At 72.8% G+C, this 20,999-nt stretch carries 20 protein-coding genes and 1 pseudogene; 11 read left to right on the top strand and 10 right to left on the bottom strand.

Annotated features, from left to right (window positions below; genetic code table 11):
- Positions 1-19 precede the first annotated feature (19 nt).
- The 3 genes from ectB to thpD are packed head-to-tail and all read left to right on the top strand — an operon-like array spanning position 20 to position 2,648.
- A complete protein-coding gene (gene ectB / locus ACGFSH_RS05820; RefSeq protein ID WP_393345290.1) occupies positions 20-1,291 on the top strand; it encodes a diaminobutyrate--2-oxoglutarate transaminase in 1,272 nt (423 codons plus the stop codon).
- Positions 1,292-1,350: 59 nt separating this feature from the next.
- Positions 1,351-1,755, top strand: a complete 405-nt coding sequence (locus ACGFSH_RS05815) for an ectoine synthase (protein ID WP_393345288.1) — start codon at positions 1,351-1,353, stop codon at positions 1,753-1,755.
- Positions 1,756-1,760: 5 nt separating this feature from the next.
- Positions 1,761-2,648: an ectoine hydroxylase gene (gene thpD, locus ACGFSH_RS05810; protein ID WP_393345286.1), complete on the top strand. Its 888-nt coding sequence runs from the start codon at positions 1,761-1,763 to the stop codon at positions 2,646-2,648.
- 101 nt (positions 2,649-2,749) lie between these two features.
- Here thpD and ACGFSH_RS05805 read toward each other — a convergent pair whose 3' ends face one another.
- The 3 genes from ACGFSH_RS05805 to ACGFSH_RS05795 all read right to left on the bottom strand — a co-directional run bounded on the left by ACGFSH_RS05805 (position 2,750) and on the right by ACGFSH_RS05795 (position 5,207).
- Positions 2,750-3,802, bottom strand: a complete 1,053-nt coding sequence (locus tag ACGFSH_RS05805) for an aminotransferase class V-fold PLP-dependent enzyme (protein WP_393345284.1) — start codon at positions 3,800-3,802, stop codon at positions 2,750-2,752.
- Positions 3,803-3,909: 107 nt separating this feature from the next.
- Entirely contained in the window at positions 3,910-4,626 is a 717-nt protein-coding gene (locus ACGFSH_RS05800; protein WP_393345283.1) for a DsbA family oxidoreductase, read from the bottom strand.
- 77 nt (positions 4,627-4,703) lie between these two features.
- Positions 4,704-5,207: a GNAT family N-acetyltransferase gene (locus ACGFSH_RS05795; protein WP_393345281.1), complete on the bottom strand. Its 504-nt coding sequence runs from the start codon at positions 5,205-5,207 to the stop codon at positions 4,704-4,706.
- A gap of 319 nt (positions 5,208-5,526) precedes the next feature.
- Here ACGFSH_RS05795 and ACGFSH_RS05790 point away from each other — a divergent pair, with 319 nt between their 5' ends.
- From ACGFSH_RS05790 to ACGFSH_RS05780, 3 genes are all read left to right on the top strand, one after another.
- Positions 5,527-6,942, top strand: a complete 1,416-nt coding sequence (locus tag ACGFSH_RS05790; protein WP_393345279.1) for a family 2B encapsulin nanocompartment shell protein — start codon at positions 5,527-5,529, stop codon at positions 6,940-6,942.
- Between the two features lie 122 nt (positions 6,943-7,064).
- A complete protein-coding gene (locus ACGFSH_RS05785; RefSeq protein ID WP_393345278.1) occupies positions 7,065-8,405 on the top strand; it encodes a family 2 encapsulin nanocompartment cargo protein terpene cyclase in 1,341 nt (446 codons plus the stop codon).
- Positions 8,406-8,420: 15 nt separating this feature from the next.
- Positions 8,421-9,296 carry a geranyl diphosphate 2-C-methyltransferase gene (locus ACGFSH_RS05780; protein WP_393345276.1) on the top strand — a complete coding sequence of 292 codons (876 nt, stop codon included), beginning with the start codon at positions 8,421-8,423 and terminating at the stop codon, positions 9,294-9,296.
- A 24-nt stretch (positions 9,297-9,320) separates the two neighbouring features.
- Here the strand turns inward: ACGFSH_RS05780 and ACGFSH_RS05775 are convergent, their stop codons facing one another.
- Positions 9,321-9,929 (bottom strand): DUF1349 domain-containing protein, encoded by a 609-nt coding sequence (locus ACGFSH_RS05775; RefSeq protein ID WP_393345274.1) that lies wholly within the window; start codon positions 9,927-9,929, stop codon positions 9,321-9,323.
- A gap of 50 nt (positions 9,930-9,979) precedes the next feature.
- Positions 9,980-11,509, bottom strand: a complete 1,530-nt coding sequence (locus ACGFSH_RS05770) for an aldehyde dehydrogenase (NADP(+)) (protein ID WP_393345273.1) — start codon at positions 11,507-11,509, stop codon at positions 9,980-9,982.
- Between the two features lie 123 nt (positions 11,510-11,632).
- Between ACGFSH_RS05770 and ACGFSH_RS05765 the strand changes: the two genes are divergently transcribed.
- The 5 genes from ACGFSH_RS05765 (at position 11,633) to ACGFSH_RS05745 (ending at position 16,093) form a co-directional block, all read left to right on the top strand.
- Positions 11,633-12,406, top strand: coding sequence for an IclR family transcriptional regulator (locus ACGFSH_RS05765; protein ID WP_393345272.1), 774 nt, complete (start codon positions 11,633-11,635; stop codon positions 12,404-12,406).
- 35 nt (positions 12,407-12,441) lie between these two features.
- Positions 12,442-12,912: a GNAT family N-acetyltransferase gene (locus ACGFSH_RS05760; RefSeq protein ID WP_393345270.1), complete on the top strand. Its 471-nt coding sequence runs from the start codon at positions 12,442-12,444 to the stop codon at positions 12,910-12,912.
- A gap of 80 nt (positions 12,913-12,992) precedes the next feature.
- Positions 12,993-14,450 (top strand): peptidoglycan D,D-transpeptidase FtsI family protein, encoded by a 1,458-nt coding sequence (locus tag ACGFSH_RS05755; RefSeq protein ID WP_393345268.1) that lies wholly within the window; start codon positions 12,993-12,995, stop codon positions 14,448-14,450.
- A 210-nt stretch (positions 14,451-14,660) separates the two neighbouring features.
- Positions 14,661-15,230 carry a SigE family RNA polymerase sigma factor gene (locus ACGFSH_RS05750; RefSeq protein WP_393345267.1) on the top strand — a complete coding sequence of 190 codons (570 nt, stop codon included), beginning with the start codon at positions 14,661-14,663 and terminating at the stop codon, positions 15,228-15,230.
- Positions 15,227-16,093, top strand: coding sequence for a hypothetical protein (locus tag ACGFSH_RS05745; protein WP_393345265.1), 867 nt, complete (start codon positions 15,227-15,229; stop codon positions 16,091-16,093). Before ACGFSH_RS05750 ends, ACGFSH_RS05745 begins: the two co-directional genes overlap by 4 nt.
- A gap of 42 nt (positions 16,094-16,135) precedes the next feature.
- On the opposite strand, the gene ACGFSH_RS05740 is transcribed toward ACGFSH_RS05745, so the two are convergent.
- The 5 genes and pseudogenes from ACGFSH_RS05740 to ACGFSH_RS05720 form a co-directional block, all read right to left on the bottom strand.
- Positions 16,136-16,933, bottom strand: a complete 798-nt coding sequence (locus ACGFSH_RS05740; protein ID WP_393345508.1) for an HAD family acid phosphatase — start codon at positions 16,931-16,933, stop codon at positions 16,136-16,138.
- 84 nt (positions 16,934-17,017) lie between these two features.
- A pseudogene (locus ACGFSH_RS05735) lies at positions 17,018-17,387 on the bottom strand (pectin esterase); the annotation flags it as partial.
- Positions 17,388-17,391: 4 nt separating this feature from the next.
- Positions 17,392-18,522 (bottom strand): pectinesterase family protein, encoded by a 1,131-nt coding sequence (locus ACGFSH_RS05730; protein ID WP_393345263.1) that lies wholly within the window; start codon positions 18,520-18,522, stop codon positions 17,392-17,394.
- Between the two features lie 153 nt (positions 18,523-18,675).
- The gene (locus ACGFSH_RS05725) at positions 18,676-20,004 is read right to left on the bottom strand and encodes a polysaccharide lyase family 1 protein (protein WP_393345261.1); all 1,329 of its coding nucleotides are present in this window, start codon (positions 20,002-20,004) and stop codon (positions 18,676-18,678) included.
- A 97-nt stretch (positions 20,005-20,101) separates the two neighbouring features.
- A complete protein-coding gene (locus tag ACGFSH_RS05720) occupies positions 20,102-20,899 on the bottom strand; it encodes a rhamnogalacturonan acetylesterase (RefSeq protein WP_393345259.1) in 798 nt (265 codons plus the stop codon).
- Positions 20,900-20,999 lie beyond the last annotated feature (100 nt).

Here is a 20,999-nt window from a genome sequence, read left to right as displayed (position 1 = left end):
CCCCCAGGAGCATTTCGTCGTGACCATCACCCAGCCCGACCTGAGCGTGTTCGAGACCGTGGAGTCCGAGGTGCGCAGCTACTGCCGCAGCTGGCCCGCCGTCTTCGACCGCGCCCAGGGCAGCCTCATGTACGACGAGGACGGTCGCCGCTACCTCGACTTCTTCGCCGGCGCCGGGTCCCTCAACTACGGGCACAACAACCCGGTGCTGAAACGGGCGTTGATCGACTACCTGATGCGGGACGGCGTCACGCACGGCCTCGACATGTCGACGGTCGCCAAGCGGACCTTCCTCCAGACCTTCCAGGACCTGGTGCTGCGCCCGCGCGACCTGCCCTACAAGGTCATGTTCCCGGGCCCGACCGGCACCAACGCCGTCGAGTCCGCGCTGAAGCTGGCGCGCAAGGTGAAGGGCCGCGAGGCCATCGTGTCGTTCACCAACGCCTTCCACGGCATGTCCCTCGGCTCGCTCGCCGTCACCGGCAACGCCTTCAAGCGGGCCGGCGCGGGCGTCCCGCTCGTGCACGGGACGCCGATGCCGTTCGACAACTACTTCGACGGCCAGGTCCCCGACTTCCTCTGGTTCGAGCGGCTGCTGGAGGACCAGGGCTCCGGCCTGAACAAGCCGGCGGCGGTCATCGTCGAGACCGTGCAGGGCGAGGGCGGCATCAACGCCGCGCGTCCGGAGTGGCTGCGGGCGCTCAAGGAGCTGTGCGAGCGGCAGGACATGCTGCTGATCGTGGACGACATCCAGATGGGCTGCGGACGCACCGGCGCCTTCTTCTCCTTCGAGGAGTCCGGCATCGTCCCGGACATCGTCACCGTCTCCAAGTCCATCAGCGGTTACGGACTGCCCATGTCGCTCTGCCTGTTCAGGCCGGAGCTGGACGTGTGGGAGCCGGGCGAGCACAACGGCACCTTCCGCGGCAACAACCCGGCCTTCGTCACCGCCACCGCGGCCCTGGAGACCTACTGGGCCGACGGGTCCGCGATGGAGAAGCAGACCCGCACCCGCGGCGAGCAGGTCGAGCAGGGGCTGATCTCGATCACCGAGGAGAACCTCGCCGACGTCAAGGAGTACCGCGGCCGCGGCCTCGTGTGGGGCCTGGAGTTCCACGAGAAGGCGCGGGCCGGCCGGGTCGCCAAGCGGGCCTTCGAACTCGGGCTGCTGATCGAGACGTCCGGCCCCGAGAGCGAGGTCGTCAAACTCCTGCCGGCCCTGACCGTCTCCCCCGAGGAACTGGACGAGGGCCTGAGCATCCTCGCCCGGGCCGTGCGCGAGACGCTCTGACGCCCGCCGCACGGCGCGTCACCCACCCCCGTCACCTATCCAGGAGGCATCGCACCACCGTGATCGTCCGTTCGTTCAAGGAAATCGAAGGCACCGACCGCCATGTGCGGGCGGCGTCCGGCACCTGGGAGAGCAAGCGCATCGTCCTGGCCCGGGAACGGGTCGGATTCTCGCTGCACGAAACGATTCTGTACGCGGGCACCGAGACGTCGATGCACTACGCCAACCATGTCGAGGCCGTCGTCTGCGTCGAGGGCGAGGCCGAGCTGACCGACCACGAGAGCGGGCTGACGCACACCATCACGCCCGGCACCATGTACCTCCTCGACGGGCACGAGCGGCACACGCTGCGCGTCAAGGAGGACTTCCGCTGTCTGTGCGTGTTCAACCCGCCCGTGACCGGCCGGGAGGACCACGACGAGAACGGCGTCTACCCGCTGCTGACCGAGCCCGAGGAGGTGTGAGCGTCGTGACCACCCTGACCGATCTCTACCCGACCCGCGGCACCGCCGAGGTGTCCGTCCCCCGCAAGGACCCCGTCGTCTGGGGCTCCCCCGACACCCCCGGCCCGATCCCGGTCACCGACCTCCAGGCCTACGAGCGCGACGGTTTCCTGGCCGTCGACCAGCTGATCGGCGACGACGAGGTCACCGTGTGCCGGCGAGAGCTGGAGCGGCTCGTCGCGGACCCGCAGATCCGGGCCGACGAGCGGTCGATCGTCGAGCCGCGGTCCCAGGAGATCCGCTCCGTCTTCGAGGTGCACAAGCTCAGCCCGGTGTTCGCCGCCCTGGTGCGCGACGAGCGGGTCGTCGGGCGGGCCCGGCAGATCCTCGGCTCGGACGTCTACGTCCACCAGTCCCGGATCAACGTCAAGCCCGGTTTCGGGGCCGGCGGCTTCTACTGGCACTCCGACTTCGAGACCTGGCACGCCGAGGACGGCCTGCCGAACATGCGGACGGTGTCCGTCTCGATCGCGCTGACCGAGAACCTCGACACCAACGGCGGCCTGATGATCATGCCGGGCTCGCACCGGACGTTCCTCGGCTGCGCCGGCGCCACGCCGAAGGACAACTACAAGAAGTCGCTGCAGATGCAGGACGCGGGCACGCCCTCCGACGAGGCGCTCACCACGATGGCCGGCGACCACGGCATCAAGCTGTTCACGGGCAGGGCCGGTTCCGCGACCTGGTTCGACTGCAACGCGATGCACGGGTCCGGCGACAACATCACGCCCTTCCCCCGCAGCAACGTCTTCATCGTGTTCAACAGCGTGGAGAACACGGCCGTGGAGCCGTTCGCCGCGCCGGTCCGCCGCCCGGAGTTCATCGGCGCCCGGGACTTCACCCCGGTGAGGTGAATCCCGCGCAGGCGTCCCCGCGCCCGTGACGGCGACGAGGCCCGCGGCGCCCACCGGCCTTGCCGGGTGGGCGCCGCGGGCCTCGTCGTGCCCGTGGGCCGTCAGCGCGACAGGGCGTTCAGCAGCCGGTCGACGTCGGCGGGCGTGTTGTACAGGTGGAAGGCGGCGCGCAGGCTGCCGGCGCGGTCCGAGACCTGGATGTCCGCCGCGGCCAACTCGCCCTGGCGGGAGCCCAGTCCGGGCACGGAGACGATCGCGGAGCCGGGCGCGGGGAGAGGCTCGTGCCCGAGGTCCGCGAGGCCGGCGCGGTAGCGGTCGGCGAGGGCGAGGTCGTGGGCCCGGATCGCCGGCACGCCCAGTTCCTCGATCAGTTCGAGGGAGCGGCGCAGTCCGGCGTAGCTGAACAGGGCGGGCGTCAGGTCGAACCGCCGTGCGGAGCGGGCGAGTTCGGCGACGGGCCCGTAGCAGCTGTCCCAGGGCTCCTCGCCGGCGACCCATCCCGCGAGGATCGGCGACAGCCCGCCGAAGTCCTCGGGGACGACGAGGAAGGCCGCGCCGTGCGGGCCGAGCAGCCACTTGAAGGAGACGGCGGCGGAGAAGTCGTGGGCCCCGGCGTCCGTCGGCAGCCAGCCCGCGGCCTGGGAGAAGTCGACGTAGGTGCGGGCGCCGTGCTCGCGGGCCGCCTCGCGCAGGGCGGCCAGGTCGGCGACGCGCCCGTCGGCGGACTGGGCGGCGCTGACGGCGACCAGGTCGGTGCCGGGACGGACGGACTCGGCGATCCGCTCCAGGGGGACGGCGCGGACCTTGAGGTCGCCGCGCACGTGGAACGGGTTGAGGACGGAGGTGAAGTCGCCCTCCGCGGTGAGCACTTCCGCCCCCTCGGGCAGCGACGCGGCGATCAGGCCGGTGTGGGCCGCGACCGAGGCGCCCAGGGCGACCCGGGTGACCGGAACGCCGGCCAGCCGGGCGTAGGCGGCCCGGCAGGCCTCGACGTCCTCGTGCAGCGGGGTCAGCGGCCTGCCCTCGGCCCGCAGCAGCGCCGCCTCGTGCAGGGCGGCGACCGTGCGGGCGGGGAGCAGGCCGTTGCTCGCGGTGTTCAGAAAGGTGGTCTTCGGGGTGAACTCGGCCCGGACGAGGCTCTCGAAGGTGTCCATGCCCTCCACTGTGGGCCTCGCGGAACCCCCCGTCCATTGCCGATTTTTACGCGATGCTCCTAAGCAGCGCTTATAGATCGGCTCTGACCTGGGGATTCACCGCGGGTTCACTGCTGTGGGACCGCGCACCCGTCCGGGCCGCAGGCCTGCGCGTCGCCGTCGTCGACCAGCGTCAGCGGCGAGCGGTCGCCCCACGCCCGGGTCAGGGCCTGGGTGAACACCTCGGCCGGCTGGGCGCCGGAGACGCCGTAGGCGCGGTCGAGGACGAAGAAGGGCACGCCGTTCGCGCCGAGTTCGGCGGCCTCGCGCTCGTCGGCGCGCACCTCGTCGGCGTAGGCGGCGGGGTCGGCGAGGACCGTCCGGGCGGCGTCGGCGTCCAGTCCCGCCTCGGCCGCCAGTTCCACGAGGCGCTCCGGGCCCTCGGTGAACAGCGACCGTTCCTCGGCGAAGTTCGCCCGGTACAGGATCTGGATCAGCTCGTCCTGGCGGCCCCGCTCCTTGGCGAAGTGCAGCAGGCGGTGCATGTCGAAGGTGCTGCCGTGGTCGCGGTCGCGGGTGCGGTAGTCGAGGCCCTCGGCGGCGGCCTGCGCGCCCAGGTTGTCCTCGCCGGCCTGTGCCTGTGCCTGGCTCATGCCGTACTTCTTCGTCAGCATCGCCAGCACCGGCTGGACGTCGTCCTTGGCGCGGCCCGGGTCCAGCTCGAAGGAGCGGTGCACCACCTCGACCCGGTCGCGGTGCGGGAAGGCCGCCAGCGCCTTCTCGAAGCGGGCCTTGCCCACGTAGCACCAGGGGCAGGCGATGTCGCTCCAGATCTCGACGCGCATGTCTCGGCTCTCTCCAGGTCGTACCGGTGCGGCGGAGCAGTCCTCCGCCCGGTGGATGAACCTTCAAGCAGCTCGTTTCATTCCCCGTGCACCGAGTACCGCATCCAGAGGTGGTGGTCGCCCTCGGCGGGCGGGTCCCCCGGATCCGCACACCAGCCCTGGCGGGCGTAGAACGCCCGGGCCCGCAGGTTGCCGACGTGCACGTCGAGCACGGCGGTGCGCCGGCCGTCGGCCCGCCACTGCTCGACGCAGGCCGTGTGCAGGGCCGTCCCGATCCCGGTCCGCCAGTGGCCGGGGTCGACGTGGAACTGGAACAGCTTGACCGTGTGCGCGGGCGCCCCCTCCGGCGTGCGGAACGAGGCGAGGCCCACGATGCGCCCCCGCTCGACGACGCACAGCACCTGGCCGTCGGGGCGCTCGATGGCCGCACGCCAGGCGCCGGGCCAGTCGGCGCCGTCTTGCGGGACCCCGTCGGGGTAGTACGTCGCCCGGGCGCGGGCGTGCAGCGCGACCACGCTGTCGACCTCGGCGGGGACGGCGGTGCGGATCACCCGGCGTCCCGTGACGCGTTCTGCGGACATGCAGGACAGGACGTGCCCCCCGGCCGCCCGGTTCCGGCCCTCTCCGGCCTGCTCCGGTCTGCTCCGGTCTGCTCCGGTCTGCCGGGAGAGTGCGGCCGGGCGGCGGCTGCGTCCGGCGGGCGGATAAACCGCATTCGACCGATTGTCACCGCTTCGGGGTAAGCATCCCGTCTCCCATGTGGTCGCGGCCCCTCCAGCGGCTAGCTTGCTTCAGGCGGACGGATTCCCGTGGTCCCTCCCCGTCGCCATTCCTCCCTGTCTCCCGGTCGGCGCACCCGTGTGCGCCGGACGACCCGCCGTGCAAGGAGCATGCCCGCCGATGTCCGTCGACAGCATCCCGGAAGCCCCGACCCCGCCCGCCGCCCCGCAGCAGTCCCTGAGCACCGCCGCCGCCCGCAACCTCGCCTCGGTCACCAAGTCCGCCCCGCAGATGCAGGAGATCACCTCCCGCTGGCTGCTGCGGATGCTGCCCTGGGTCGAGGCCGGGGGCGGCGCCTACCGGGTCAACCGGCGGCTGCGTCACACCCTCGGCGACGGACGCGTCGAGTTCGTCCAGGAGGGCGGCACGGTCCGGGTGATCCCCCGCCGGCTCGGCGAACTCGCCCTGCTGCGCGGGTTCGACGACATGGACGTCCTCACCGCCCTCGCCGAGCGCTGCACCCAGCGCGACTTCACGACGGGCGACGTCCTCGTCGAGCGCGGCAGCCCCGCGGACCGGATCCACTTCATCGCGCACGGCCGGGCCAGCCGGATCTCGGCGGGCGCGTACGGCTCTGAGGTGGCCGTCGCGGTCCTCGCGGACGGCGACCACTTCGGCGAGCACGCGCTGTCGGACCCGGACGCCTGCCACGACAGCACGGTCACCGCCGAGACCTGCGGCACCCTTCTCACCCTGTCCCGCGCCGACTTCGCCGCCGTCCAGGCCCGCGCGCCCCACCTCCGGGCCCATGTCGACGGCTTCGGCTGCCGGGCGCGGCGGCGGCAGAACAAGCACGGCGAGGCCGAGATCGCCCTGTCGGCCGGACATACGGGCGAGGCCGACCTGCCGGGCACCTTCGTCGACTACGAACTGAAGCCCCGCGAGTACGAACTCTCCGTCGCGCAGACCGTGCTGAGGATCCACACCCGGGTCGCCGACCTCTACAACGGTCCGATGGACCAGAGCGGGGAGCAGCTGCGGCTCACGGTCGAGGCGCTGCGCGAGCGCCAGGAGCACGAGCTGATCAACAACCGCGAGTTCGGGCTGCTGCACAACGCCGACTTCAAGCAGCGCATCCAGCCGCGCCTCGGACCGCCGACCCCGGACGACATGGACGACCTGCTCTGCCGGCGGCGCGGCACGAGGATGTTCCTCGCGCACCCGCGGACCATCGCCGCCATCGGGCGCGGCCTGAGCGCCTGCGGTCTCTACCCCGAACACGTCGACCTCGACGGGCAGACGGTGCCCGCCTGGCGCGGGGTGCCCATCCTGCCCTGCAACAAGATCCCGATCAGCCCGCAGCAGACCAGTTCCGTCATCGCGATGCGCACCGGCGAGGAGAGCCAGGGCGTCATCGGCCTGCGGCAGACCGGGCTGGCGGACGAATACGAGCCCGGGCTCAATGTGCGGTTCATGGGCATCAACGCCCAGGCGGTCAGCTCCTACCTGGTCAGCGCCTACTACTCCGCCGCCGTGCTGCTGCCCGACGCCCTCGGCGTGCTGGAGAACGTGCAGATCGCCCCGAGACCGCGCTGACGGCCCCCGCCGCCCGGCCCGCCCCGCCGCCCGGCCGCCGCCGCGGATCCACGCCCGACCCGCCCCTCCCCGCACGACGGGGCACGACGGTGCACCCGTCCCAGCGCAGCAAGGAGCCCCCGATGCCCGTCCACGGGCCCCTCGGACCACCCCCCGCAGAACGGGGACCGACACCGCCGACACCCGTGCCGGACGCCCCCGCGCCGGCGGTCGCCGTCCCCGCGGACGCGCCGGCCGCCGCCGGCTTCCTCGCGGCACTGCACCCGCCGGTCGCCCTGCCGGGCCCGCCGCCGCCGCAGCCGGCGGCGGCGCCCGCACCCGCGGTGCGGGACGCGCCGGACGCGGCCCCGGCGGCCCGGCCCGCTCTCCGGGAGATCCTGCGCGGGCCCACCGGACCGGGCACGGCCTCGCTCGACCTGGCCGGGCGGCACCGGTCCCGGCAGCCGGACCCGGTGTCCCCCGCGCCCGCGCCCGCCCCCGCCGCGGGGCGGGCCGTGCCGGGCCTCTACCACCATCGCGTCCCGGAACCGGACCCGGCGCGCGTCGAGGAGGTCAGCCGCCGCATCAAGCGCTGGGCCGAGGACGAGGTCCGGCTCTATCCCGAGGAGTGGGAGGGACAGTTCGACGGCTTCTCCGTCGGCCGCTACATGGTCGGCTGCCATCCCGACGCCCCGACGGTGGACCACCTGATGCTCGCCACGCGGCTCATGGTCGCGGAGAACGCGGTGGACGACTGCTACTGCGAAGACCACGGCGGGTCACCCGTCGGCCTCGGCGGACGGCTGCTGCTGGCGCACACCGCGCTCGACCACCTCCACACCACCGCGCCGTACGCGGCCGCATGGCGGGAGTCGCTCGGGTCGGACGCCCCGCGCCGGGCCTACCGCAGCGCGATGGACCACTTCACGGACGCGGCCAGCCCCTCCCAGGCGGACCGCTACCGGCACGACATGGCCCGGCTGCACCTGGGCTACCTCGCCGAGGCCGCCTGGGCACAGACCGGTCACGTGCCGGAGGTGTGGGAGTACCTGGCCATGCGCCAGTTCAACAACTTCCGCCCCTGTCCCACGATCACGGACACCGTCGGCGGCTACGAACTGCCCGCGGACCTGCACGCCCGGCCGGACATGCAGCGGGTCATCGCCCTCGCCGGAAACGCGACCACCGTCGTCAACGACCTGTACTCGTACACCAAGGAGCTCGACAGCCCGGGCCACCACCTCAACCTGCCCGTCGTGCTCGCGGAACGCGAGCGGCTCTCGGAGCGCGACGCCTACCTGCGGGCCGTGGAGATCCACAACGAGCTCCAGCACGCGTTCGAGGCCGCCGCGGCCGACCTCGCCGCGGCCTGCCCCCTGCCCCCGGTGCTGCGCTTCCTCAGGGGTGTGGCCGCGTGGGTCGACGGCAACCACGACTGGCACCGCACCAACACCTACCGCTACAGCCTGCCCGACTTCTGGTAAGGAACGGACCCCTCTGTGACCACTGAAACGACCTCCGCCCCCACCGCGCGCATCCCGGCCCCGGCGACCGCGTACCAGGAGGACATCGCCCGCTACTGGAACAACGAGGCACGGCCGGTCAACCTGCGCCTCGGCGACGTGGACGGCCTCTACCACCACCATTACGGCATCGGCGCCGTGGACCACGCCGCGCTCGGCGACCCGGCGCACAGCGAGTACGACAAGAAGCTCGTCGCCGAGCTGCACCGGCTGGAGTCGGCCCAGGCGGAGTTCCTCATGGACCACCTCGGGCCCGTCGGTCCGGGCGACACGCTCGTCGACGCCGGGTGCGGGCGCGGCGGGTCCATGGTGATGGCCCACCGCCGCTTCGGCTGCCGGGTCGAGGGGGTCACCCTGTCCGCGACCCAGGCCGACTTCGGCAACCGGCGCGCGGGCGAGCTGCGCATCGACGACCACGTCCGCTCGCGTGTGTGCAACATGCTCGACACGCCCTTCGAGAAGGGCAGCGTCACGGCGTCGTGGAACAACGAGTCGACCATGTACGTCGATCTGCACGACCTGTTCGCCGAGCACTCCCGCTTCCTGAAGGCGGGCGGGCGTTACGTGACGATCACCGGCTGCTGGAACCCCCGCTACGGGCAGCCGTCGAAGTGGGTCTCCCAGATCAACGCCCACTTCGAGTGCAACATCCACTCCCGGCGCGAGTATCTGCGGGCCATGGCCGACAACCGGCTGGTGCCGCACACGATCGTCGACCTCACCGCGGACACCCTGCCCTACTGGGAGCTGCGGGCCACGTCCTCGCTGGTCACCGGCATCGAGGAGGCGTTCATCGAGTCGTACCGGGACGGCTCGTTCCAGTACGTGCTGATCGCGGCCGACCGGGTGTGAGCCCGGCCCCGCGCGAGGCGCGGCTCAGCTGCCGTCCCTGAGGTCGTCCGGCCAGTCGTGCCGGAACTCCAGGTGGTCGAAGGTCACGACGCACCCGTCGCCGGTGGGCGACTGCGTCATGAAGCCGACCAGGGCCGCGCCGGTCTCCTTCTCCCCGCCGAGCGTGAACAGCCGGACGAAGGTCCACCGCCTGCCGTCCCGGGAGGCGTGGAAGGCGAAGGCGCGGCCCGTCCGGCTCACCCGGAGCCAGACGGAACTGCCCTGCACGGTGAAGGAGTTGGCGTCGTCGGAGTGCCCCCGGGTGACCACCGTGCAGACGGTGGCCACATCCGGGGAGTACTCAAGGCACAGCTTGGCCCAGGCCCGTTCGCCCACCTGGACGTACAACGCGCCCGCGTCGAAGGCCCGGTCGAACCCCACGGTGACCCGGGCTATCAGCTGGAAGTCGCCCTCCGGCGCCCCCAGCAGCCGGGGGGCGTCGGCGGCGGGCTCCACCCCGTCGCCGGTGGGCGGCACGAACCGGTCCTGCCGGGCCCCGGCCCACCCGGTGAGCACCCCGTCCTCGTGGGACCAGTGCCCGTCGGGTCCGTAGGTGCGCAGCGGGAAGGGCAGTTCGGGAAGCGAGACGTCCATGACCCGATTATCGGGGCGCGGCCGCCGGCGCGGGGAGGGCGGGCCGGGCGTCAGCGCTCCAGACGGCCGTTGAACCTCCGGGGAAGCCCCAGCTCGTTCTCGTCCCGCAGCTCCACGGGCAGCAGCGCGGCGGGGGTGTTCTGGTAGACGACGGGGCGCAGCCAGCGCTCGATCGCCGTGCCGCCCACCGAGGTGGAGGTCGACGTCGTGGCCGGGTAGGGCCCGCCGTGGTGCTGGGCCGGCGCGACGGCGACGCCCGTGGGCCAGCCGTTCACGAGCACGCGCCCGGCGAGCGGGGTCAGCTCGGCGAGGATCTCCCCGCCGCGTCCCTCGCCCGCGGCCTCGTCCTCGGAGAGCTGGACGGTCGCCGTGAGGTTGCCCGGCAGCCGCGACAGCACGGCCCTGACCTCGCTCTCGTCCTCGTAGCGGGCCACGACGGTGACCGGGCCGAAGCACTCCTCCAGGAGGAGGTCGTGCTCGCCCTCGGCGGCGAGCCGGGCGGCGGGCACGGTCAGGAAGCCCGCGCTGACGGTGTGCTCCCCGCCCGCGCCGGGCGTCACCGGCGAGTCCACGTCCGCCAGTTCCGCGCGCTCGGCGACCCCGGCGATGAAGTTGTCCCGCATCCGGTGGTCGAGCAGCACGCCCGCGTCGGTGTCGCTCACCGCGTCCGTCAGCGACTTGACCAGTCCGTCGCCGGCCGCGCCGGAGGGCACCAGCACCAGGCCGGGCTTGACGCAGAACTGGCCGACGCCCAACGTCATCGAGCCGGCGAGTCCGGCGCCGATGGCCTCGGCACGCTCGGCGGCGGCCGCCTCGGTCACCACGACGGGGTTCAGCGAGCCCAGCTCACCGTGGAAGGGGATCGGCACGGGGCGGGCCGCAGCCGCGTCGAACAGGGCGCGTCCGCCGCGGATCGAGCCGGTGAACCCGGCCGCGGCGACCAGCGGGTGCCTGATCAGCTCGACGCCGGCCTCGAAGCCGTGGACCAGGCCCAGCACGTCCGCGGGGATGCCGTGCTCGGCGGCGGCGTTGCGCACCACCTTGGCGACCAGCTCGGACAGGCCCGGGTGGTCGGGGTGGGACTTGACGACGACCGGGTTGCCGGCCGCGAGGGCGCTCGCGGTGTCGCCGCCCGCGACCGAGAAGGCGAAGGGGAAGTTCGACGCGGAGTAGACGGCCACCACGCCGAGCGGCACCTTGTAGCGGCGCAGGTCGGGGATGGGCGGGGTGGCGGTGTCGTCGGGGTGGTCGACGACGATGTCGAGGAAGGCGCCCTCGTCGACGATGTCGGCGAACGCGCGCAGCTGGAAGCAGGTGCGGGCCAGCTCGCCGGTCAGGCGGACCGGGCCGAGCGCGGTCTCCGCGTCGGCCACCTCGACGAGGGTGTCCCTGGCCGCCTGGAGCCGGTCGGCGGCGGAGCGCAGGAAGGCGGCGCGGACGGTACGGTCCGCGAGGGAGCCGCGCGCTTCACGGGCGGCACGGACGACGGCGTCGACCTCCTGGGCCGTGGCCTCCACCGCAACCTGTTCACGCTGCTTCCCGGTTCGGGGGTCGACACTCCAGACTGGTGCTGCTGCCACCGCGGGTCCCTCCACGTTTGGTACTGGCTCACCCATCAGGGCCGTTCGATATACTGAACGCTGTCTCTGATGGTGAATATGCTGTCGGAGCGTATTTCCCGTCGAACGAAGGGGTCAAGGGCGATGTCGGCTGGCGAGACGGGGGGCGGAGCGCAGGTCAAGTCCGCGGTGCGGACGGTTGAGCTGCTGGAATACTTCGCCGGCCGCCCCGGAATGCACTCCCTCGCGTCGGTCCAGGAGGCCGTCGGGTACCCCAAGTCGAGCCTCTACATGCTGCTGCGCACCCTGGTGGATCTGGGCTGGGTGGAGACGGACGCGACGGGCACGCGGTACGGCATCGGGGTGCGCGCGCTGCTCGTCGGCACCTCCTACATCGACGGCGACGAGGTGGTCGCGGCCGCCCGCCCGACCCTGGACCGGCTCTCGGACGACACCACCGAGACCATCCACCTGGCCCGGCTCGACGGGACCAACGTCGTCTACCTCGCCACCCGTCAGTCGCAGCACTACCTGCGCCCCTTCACCCGGGTCGGCCGCCGGCTGCCCGCGCACTCCACCTCGCTCGGCAAGGCGCTGCTGAGCACCTACTCCGACGAGCAGGTCCGCAAGATGCTGCCGGAGTCGCTGCCCGCGCTCACCGAGCACACCATCACGGACCGCGAGAAGCTCATCGAGGAGCTGCACCAGATCCGCGAGCAGGGCTACTCGGTGGACCGCGAGGAGAACACGCTGGGGCTGCGCTGCTTCGGCGTGGCCATCCCGTACCGCACGCCGGCCAGGGACGCGATCAGCTGCTCGGTACCGGTGGCGCGGCTCACGCCCGCCCACGAGCAGATGGTCAAGGACGCGCTGTTCGACGCGCGCGACCGCCTCACGCTGGCCACCCGGCGGCTGTGAGCCCGGGGCCCGGACGGGGGACGTAGGCTCGGGGCATGCAGATCGCCCTGCGCCGGGTCCACGACAGCGATCTGCCGGTGTTCTTCCGGCAGATGAACGACCCCGAGTCCCTCATGACGGCCGCCTTCACCCCGAAGGACCCGGCCGACCGGGACGCCTTCGACGCCCACTGGCGGCGCGTGCGCGCGTCGTCCGACGTGCCGCGCACGATCCTCGCCGACGGTGACGTCGTCGGCAGCGCGGCGGTCTACGGGCCGCCCGGCGAGCGCGAGGTGACCTACTGGGTGGACCGGGCGTACTGGGGCCGGGGCATCGCCACCCTGGCCCTGTCGGCCCTGCTCGCCGAGGTCCCGGAGCGCCCGCTGTTCGCGCGGGCGGCGGCCGACAACGCCGGTTCGCTGCGCGTGCTGGAGAAGTGCGGGTTCCGGCCCACCGCCCGGGCCGTCGGCTTCGCGCACGCACGCGGCCGGGACACCGAGGAGATCGTGCTGCGGCTGGAGGGGTGAGCCCGCCGCGGATGAGGAGTCGATGAGAACCGCGGCCGGACGGGAACGATCGGCTCCGTTCCGTTCGTCTTCCGATCGCAATGAACAAGACGATCAGGCGCGCGTCGGTCTTCGCGCTGCTGCTGGTGTTCGCCCTGCTGCTGCGGGCGACCTGGGTGCAGTTCTACGAAGGCCGGGCGCTCGCGGACGACAAGGGCAACCGGCGCAACGCGATCGAGACGTACGCGGAGCCGCTCGGGAACATCGTGGTGGCCGGAAAGGCGGTCACCGGCTCGGCGGCCACCTCGGGCGGCGATCTCAGGTACAAGCGCACGTACACGGACGGGAAGCTGTACGCGGCGGTCACCGGGTACGCCTCGCAGGCCTATGCGCCGACCCAGCTTGAGGGGATCTACGCCGACGTCCTCAACGGCACGGACCCCCGGCTGAAGACGGTGCTGGACACGGTGACGAACCAGCGCGCCGATCCGGGTGATGTGATCACGACCATCGACCCCCGGGTGCAGAAGGCGGGGTACGACGCCCTCGGCGGCAAGAAGGGCGCTGCCGTGGCGATCGACCCGAAGACCGGGCAGATCCTCGCCGTCGTGTCGACGCCGTCGTACGACCCCTCGTCGCTGACCGACGCCGACACCGCCGGGCCGGCCTGGAAGAAGCTGACCTCGGACCCCGACAAGCCCCTCGTCAACCGGGCGCTGCGGCAGCCGCTGGCCCCGGGCTCCACGTTCAAGCTGGTGGTGGCGGCGGCCGCGCTGGAGGACGGCCTGTACAAGTCGGTCGACGTGAAGACCGACAGCGAGGACCCGTACACGCTGCCGGGCACACGGACGCCCCTGAAGAACGAGAACGCCTCCGCGCCCTGCACGGACGCCACGATCCGGGTCGCGCTCCAGTACTCCTGCAACAACGTGTTCGCGCACATGGCGGTCCAGCTCGGCCAGGAAAAGCTGAAGGCGATGGCCGACCGGTTCGGCTTCGACGACGACAGCCTGGACGTCCCGGTGCGGGCGTATCCGAGCGTGTACCCGTCCGGCATGGACGAGTCGTCCACGGCGCTGACCGGCATCGGGCAGTTCGACGTGACGGCGACCCCGCTTCAGATGGCCATGGTGTCGGCCGCGATCGCCAACGACGGCGAGCTGGTCTCGCCGCACATGGTCGCGCAGGTCACCGACGGCGGCGGGAACGTGCTGAAGGACTACGACGACGACGCGTCGGGCACGCGGATCGTCAGCTCCGCCACCGCGGAGCAACTGCGGTCGGCGATGCGGACGGTCGTCGAGAAGGGCACGGGCACGAACGCGCTCATCGACGGCGTCGAGGTCGGCGGCAAGACGGGCACGGCCCAGAACGGCGAGAACAACAGCAAGGCCCCCTACGCCTGGTTCACCTCGTACGGCACCTCCGACTCCTCGGGCAGGCAGGTCGCCGTGGCGGTCGTGGTCGAGCAGTCGGACGCCGCGCGCTCCGAGGTCAGCGGCAACGGGCTGGCCGCGCCCGTCGCGAAGGCCATGATGCGGGCGGCGCTGAGGAAGTAGCCCGCTCCCCCGTCGAACCGGTTCCGGGTTCCCGTCGTGTCAGGGAATCGGGGTCCGAACGCGTTCGATCCGCCACATGATGTTCGAACCCCCGTACCAGAGGGGCCCGTGGAGCACTGCTACGCTTCCCGGTCTCGCCCCGTCCACCTCCTCGGGGCATCCCCATGTCATTTACATGACACGCACAGGCACACCGAGAAGAGGTCACCCGTGGGCACAGTCGTCGACGACGCCGCCTCGGTGGAGTTCCACGCCTTCTTCGACCGCCACTACGCCGAACTGTCGCGTCTGGCCCACCTCCTGACAGGGGAGGCCGACGCGGCCGACGACCTGGCGGCGGACGCGCTCCTCGCGCTGTGGCACCGCTGGGACCGGGTGCGGGCGGCCGACCACCCGGTGGCCTACGCCCGCGGCGTCGTCGCCAACCTGGCCCGCACCCGCATCCGCAGCGCGGTGCGCGAGCGGCGCAGGGTCGCGCTGTTCTGGTCGCAGCGCGAGGAGAGGACGGAGAACCCGGACGTCGCCGGCGTCGTGGACGTGCAGTCGGCGCTGCGCAGACTCCCGTTCCGCAAACGGGCCTGTGTGGTGCTGCGGCACGCCTTCGATCTCTCGGAGAAGGACACGGCGCTCGCCCTCGGGGTCTCGGTCGGTACGGTGAAGAGCCAGACCTCCAAGGGGATGGCCGAGCTGCAGAAGCTGCTCGGCGGCAAGGGAACTCCGCTCAAGGTGCCCGCCATGGTGCGCACCGGTGAGGCCTCGGCCTCGGGAAGGGACCGATGACGATGCAGCGGGACGTGCACGACGAGCTGCGCGCCCGGCTGCACGGAGCGGCCGAGGCGCACGAGCCCGACCGGGCGCGCATCCTGGCCCGGGTCGAGCGCGGCATGGCGGGATCCGGGCAGAGGCGGCGGTCGGACCACCGGGCGACCCGGCCGCCCCTGTGGAGCTGGACCCGGATCGTGGGCGCCACGGCCGCCGTCGCGGGCATGCTCGCGGCCGGCGGGTACGCGGTGGCGTCCGCCGTGCGGAGCGAGCCCCCGGCGCGGGAGACGGTCGTCGTCTCCCCGCCGCCGTCCGGCTCCCCCGCCGCCACGAGCCGTCCGCCCGCCTCGCCGAGAGCCACACCGAGCGCCGGGGGCGGCACGCGCCACCCGGCCGGGCCGGGCGCCACGCCGTCGAAGAGCGCCCCGGCGACGCCTTCCGCCCCCGCGGCCACGCTGCTGCCGGCGGTCGACGACGAGAGTGACGGCCCGCTGTGGTCGGACGGCTCGGTCGACCCGCACAGCAACGACTTCTGGGCGCAGAGCGACGTCACGCTCAAGATGTCCGAGCCGCTCACGCGCCTGACGGTGCAGCTGAAGGTGGCGCAGACCGGCGGCGTCTCCTCGGCGGGGGCCTGGCGTTCGCTGCCGGAGGGCGACTTCACGTTCACGGCGGCCGAGCGGGACGGGTTCCTCGTCTACACCTGGGTGCTCAAGGAGGGCCGGACGGTTCCCGAGGGCGAGTGGGTGTTCGCCGGGCAGTACAACCACGCCCGCGGCGGCCGGGACGCGGCGAAGGACGCCTACGTGGTCGCGGGGCGGTCGGACGGCGGGCAGACCTCCGTGGGCGGTGGCTTCGCCCCCCACCGGGACCGCGGCTGAGCGGGCCGTGCGGGGGACCGGACGGCCCCCCGCACACCCGCCTCAGCTGACGAAGTACGTCGGGTTCGGCAGCTTGTACCCGCGGTCGGCGTGACCGCCGTCGAGGTCGGAGTACTGATCGCCGAAGTTGGCGATGATGTCGTACCCGAGGTCGTCCTCGATGTGCTTGCGGGTGCCGGACTTGTACTGGACGGTGGTGCAGGTCCAGGTGCCCGGGGTGGCGCAGGCGCTCAGGTAGGACGGCGGCGCGGCCGCGTTCTTGAGGAACATGTGGCCGGCGTCGAGGTTGACGTCGGCGCCGACCTTCTTCAGGTTCTCGACGGCGGCGGCGCGCTGCGCCTCGCTGAGGCCCGAGTTGTAGAAGACCTCGACGCCCTTCTTCTCGGCGTACCGCACGAGCTCGGGGCTGCCGAAGACGGCCGGACGGTCGGCCTTGTTCACGTAGGCCGCCCAACTGGCGGAGTTGTAGGTGTAGTTGTACCTCTTCTCGTAGTCGAGGCTGAGCAGCAGGGTGTCGTCGATGTCGAAGACGACCGCGGGCCGGTGGTGCCCCCGGACCGCCTTGCGGGCGGCCTGGTCGATGTACTTCCGCGCGGCCTTGTCGATGCTCGCGAGGTCCTTGGCGTACGGGCTCGCCGGCGACGCCTGGTAGACGCCGTCGGCGTCCGCCGCGGTGCCGTAGTAGGTGTCGATGTCCTTCACCAGGAGCCCGATGTTGTAGGGCTCGTGCGTGGAGTTGGCCGTGGACTGGTGGGCCGTGGCCGCGCCGGCGCCGTACAGGGCGGCGCCGGCGACGGCACAGGCCGCGGCCGCGGCCGCGATGCGAAGTGGCTTATGCATGACAGGCTTTCTACGCGCGTCACACGGGTGAGCGCGAGACCCGCCGGGCAAAAAACGGGTCAAGCGCCCTGCCGGGCCCGGTCCGCGGACGGTCAGGCCGGGCGCGGCGGCGGTGAAGGTGGCGGAGCCGGCCGTGCCGAGGACGCCGGATCCGTCGGGCTTCGGCGTCCCGGCGGCGTTGCCGAAGACGAGGACCGCGGCGCGCGGGTCGCGGGAGGCCCCGCGGATCGTCAGACCGGCCTTCCCGGCGGGTACGTCGACCACCTCTCGGCAGGTTCCGGGGTGCACGACGATCTTCCGGCCGGGTCCGTCGACGGCGTCCACGGCGGCCTGGAGGGAGTCGCCGGGGCGGACGTGCAGCACCCGGCGGCCGGTGCCCGCGAGGGCGGGGGCTCCCCGCGGCGGCCGCGGTCAGGCCGCCCGCCAGGCCCGCGAGGAGGGTGCGTCGGCGCAGCATCTCAGCACTCCCCCCGCCAGGGCTCCCAGTCGCCGAGGTAGGCCGCGCGGGTGGCCGACCGGGCCTGTTCCGGAAGGAGTTGGGGGCGGTTCCCGGGGACGGTGATCCGCGCTCCGGGTCCGCTGTTGCGGTACTCGGCGAACCGCTGGCTCTGCCAGGGGAAGGAGTCCGACATATTCGCGTAGGGCGCGACCGCGTCGATACCGGCGTCCAGGCGGGTGTCGCGCACGACGAGGCTCGGGCGGGCGGTGGTGTCGGAGCTGGGCACCCAGGGGCGGGCCAGCTTGTAGGACGCGTCCGGCGCCTCGCTGTCGATGCGGCCGCGGACGACGAGGTACCCGAGCGGGTTCGCGCCGGCCGTCGAGGGGGCGAAGACGTAGCCGTAGGGGGCGGCCGTCAGGTCGGTGCGGTCCAGGGTGCGGAAGCGGCAGCGCTCGAAGACGGCCGTGGCCCGGCCGAAGACGAAGTCGACGTCCCCCTCGGCGTAGCAGTCCGCGTAGTACTGGCGGGCGAAGGCGGTCAGGGCCGGGGAGTCGGCGTACAGGGTGTCCTGGTGGCCGAGGAAGCGGCAGTGGTGGAAGGCGGAGCGGTCGCCCTGGACCTTGACGGCGACGGCCTGGGTGCCGGTGACGCCGGGGTGGTCGGCGCGCAGCCAGTCGTTGGCGAAGGTGATCCGGCGGGCGGTGAAGCCGGCGGCCTGGAGGGTCGTGGTGGCCGATCCGGTGGTGCCGTAGACGCCGCCGCCGGGCCTGGGAGTGCCGGCCGCGGTGTCGTGGACGATCACGACGTCTCGCGGGTCCTCGCAGGCGCCGATCCAGGTGGCGTCCGTGCGGGCGGCGTCGAGGACGACCCTCTCCCGGTAGACGCCGGGCGCGAGGACGAGGGTCCAGCCGCTGCCGGCGGCGGCCGCGACGGCGTCCGCGACCGAGGTGTGGTCGCCCCGGCCGCGCGGGTCGACGTACAGGGTGCGGGGGGTGCGCCGGGCGGCCGGGGAGCCGTGGCGGCCGAACGGGCGCCGCCCGCCGGCGGCTCGCGCGGGGGACGCGGCCAGGCCGAGCGCGGCGGCCGTGCCGGCGCCGGCGGCGAGGAATCCCCTCCGGGACAGGGGAAGTCGGGGGTGGGGCGAGGGCATGGGGTGCTCCTTCGCGGTACGGCGGTGCGCTGCTGCGGGCAGGGTGCGGGGAGTTCGAGGAGAGCGCGGTAAGGGTCGCCGGGCGGTCGGTGCGCGGCGGGGGCGCGGGCCGGGAGCGGCCGGGGCGGCGGGCGCCGCCCCGGCCGCGCGGGGTCAGCCGAGGCGGCCGGCGCCCGCGCCGCAGTCGACGATCCGGGGCACCGCCCTCGCCGGGTCGACCGCGGTGCGCAGGGTGGGCGTCCACCCTGCGCCGGACGGGAGGGCCTCGGCCGGGATCTCGGCGTTGTGCACGGCGATCAGGTCGGTCCTGACGCCGTTGACGTAGTTGTCGGCGGCGGTCAGCGGCGAGACGTTCCACCGCTTGAGCACCTTGGCCGCGCTGACACCCTTCGGGAGCGTGAAGGCGTTGTGCTCGGCGACGAGCCGGGACTCCTTGCCGATGCCGAAGCTGTAGGAGTAGTCGCCGGCGGCGACGAAGTGGTTGTTGTAGGAGTCGACCTGCCCGAAGCGGACGCGGGGGGCGCGCTCGACGAGGCCGGAGAACAGGTTGTGGTGGAAGGTCGTCCTCAGGTGGCCGCGGTCGCCCGCGGCGGTCGACTCGCTGTCGCTGTTGCCGATGAGGATGGTCTTGTCGTGCTCGCTGAAGACGTTCCAGGAGGCGGTGACGAGGTCGGCGCCGCGCACGATGTCCAGTTCGCCGTCGTGCTGCTGGTAGAGCATGCCGAAGTAGGAGGGCGCGGCGCTGTCCGGGTGCGAGCCGTCGGAGAACGTGTTGTGGTCCAGCCACACATGGGTGGAGCCGTAGACGACGGCGGTGTCGTACTCGGAGTTCCAGTTGCCCTTGTCGCCGTCGGTGGGGTCCCACTGCGGGAAGCAGTCGATGGGGGACTCGAAGGACAGGTTGCGGACGATCACGTTGTCGACGGCCTTGATCTGGAGGCTCACGCCCTTGAAGCCGGCGTTGCGGCCGACGCCGACGATGGTGGTGTCGGCGGGGACGTTCGCCTTGATGGCCTTGTCCTGGGCGGCGGCGGAGGCGCGTCGCAGCCCTTCCGGGCTGTCGTCGGGCTCGGCGCTCAGGTCGGTGTCCAGGCCCCAGGCCTCGGGCGAGTACTTCGCGAGGTAGGCGTCGAAGTCGTAGCCGGGGGCGGCGAAGGCGTCGCATCCCTCGGCGACGGCGTCGATGACGCCCTTCACCTTCACGATCTTGGGCGCGGAGCCCCCGGCGGCGAGGGCGGCCTTGAACTCGGCCCAGGTGGTGACGGTGTAGACGTGGGCGGCGTCGGCGGCCGACCCGCCCGTGGTGCCGGTCCCCTGGGCGGCCCAGCCGTCGTTCGCGGGCAGGACCTGCCGGCCGAGGTCGCGGGACGGGGAGCGGTGGGACTGCGTCTGGGCGGAGGCCGCCGCGGTGACGGACAGCACCAGCGCGGTGCATCCTGCGAGGGTTCCTATGACGCGGGCATGACATGACTGGGTACGCACGGTGCGGGTCTCCTCCGAGGAAAGGCGGTGCGGCGGAAGGGCGGTGCGGTGGCGGACGGGTGGTGCGCCGGACGGGCGGTGCGGTCGTCGCGGGGACCTACGACAGGGGTGCGGGCCAGGTGATCCAGGACGTGGGGATCGTGTCGTGCAGCCGCCGCACGTCGCACGGTTCGAGCACCCGCGTGCGCAGCAGCTCCCGCACGACGAGCCGCGCCACGGCGATGGCGCCCAGCGGGTTGAAGTGGGTGTTGTCCTGCTCGGTCGCGGTCCAGTTGAAGTACGTCTTCGTCGCCTCGACGCCCAGCTGCTGCCAGAGCGCCAGCGACAGCGCCTGGACGTCGAGCAGCGCCACGCCCTCCTCCGCGGCCAGCGCGCGCATGGCGGCCGGGTACTCCCCGTGCGTGGGCCGGGCCGTGCCCGCCGCGTCGAACTTGCGCCGTTCGACGGGCGTGGCCAGCACGGGCCGCGCGCCTTTGGCGCGGGCGCCGTCGAGATACCTGCGCAGACACTCCTGGTACGTCGTCCAGGGCTCGGTGTAGCGGGCGGGGTCGGTGCTCTTCTCGTCGTTGTGGGCGAACTGGACGAGCAGGAGGTCCCCCGGCCGGATCGCGGCGAGCACGGCGTCGAGCCGGCCCTCGTCGATGAAGCTCTTGGAACTGCGCCCGTTCAGCGCGTGGTTGGCCACGGGCAGGCCGGACCGGAGGAAGAAGGGCAGCGCCATGCCCCATCCGGTCTCGGGCGCGGCGTCGGAGTACTTCTGCGCCGCGGTGGAGTCGCCGGCGAGGTGGACGGTTCTGGGCCGGCGCGCTCCGGCGCGGGCGGGCGCGGCGGCGGCCGCCCCGAGCGGAAGGGCGGCCAGCGCCGCCGAGGTGACCTGTCTGCGGGTCAGGGACACGACATACACCTTTCGAGGGGTCGGTGGGTGTGCCGGGAGGGCGGGGCGACCACACGGCCGGTGACGGCCGGAGCGCGCGGTCCCCCCGCGAGCGCGTCCG

It is taken from the genome of Streptomyces sp. NPDC048481 (genome assembly GCF_043200075.1).
In the GTDB taxonomy this organism is placed as follows: Bacteria; Actinomycetota; Actinomycetes; order Streptomycetales; family Streptomycetaceae; genus Streptomyces.
This window is presented reverse-complemented; position numbering and strand designations above follow the sequence as displayed.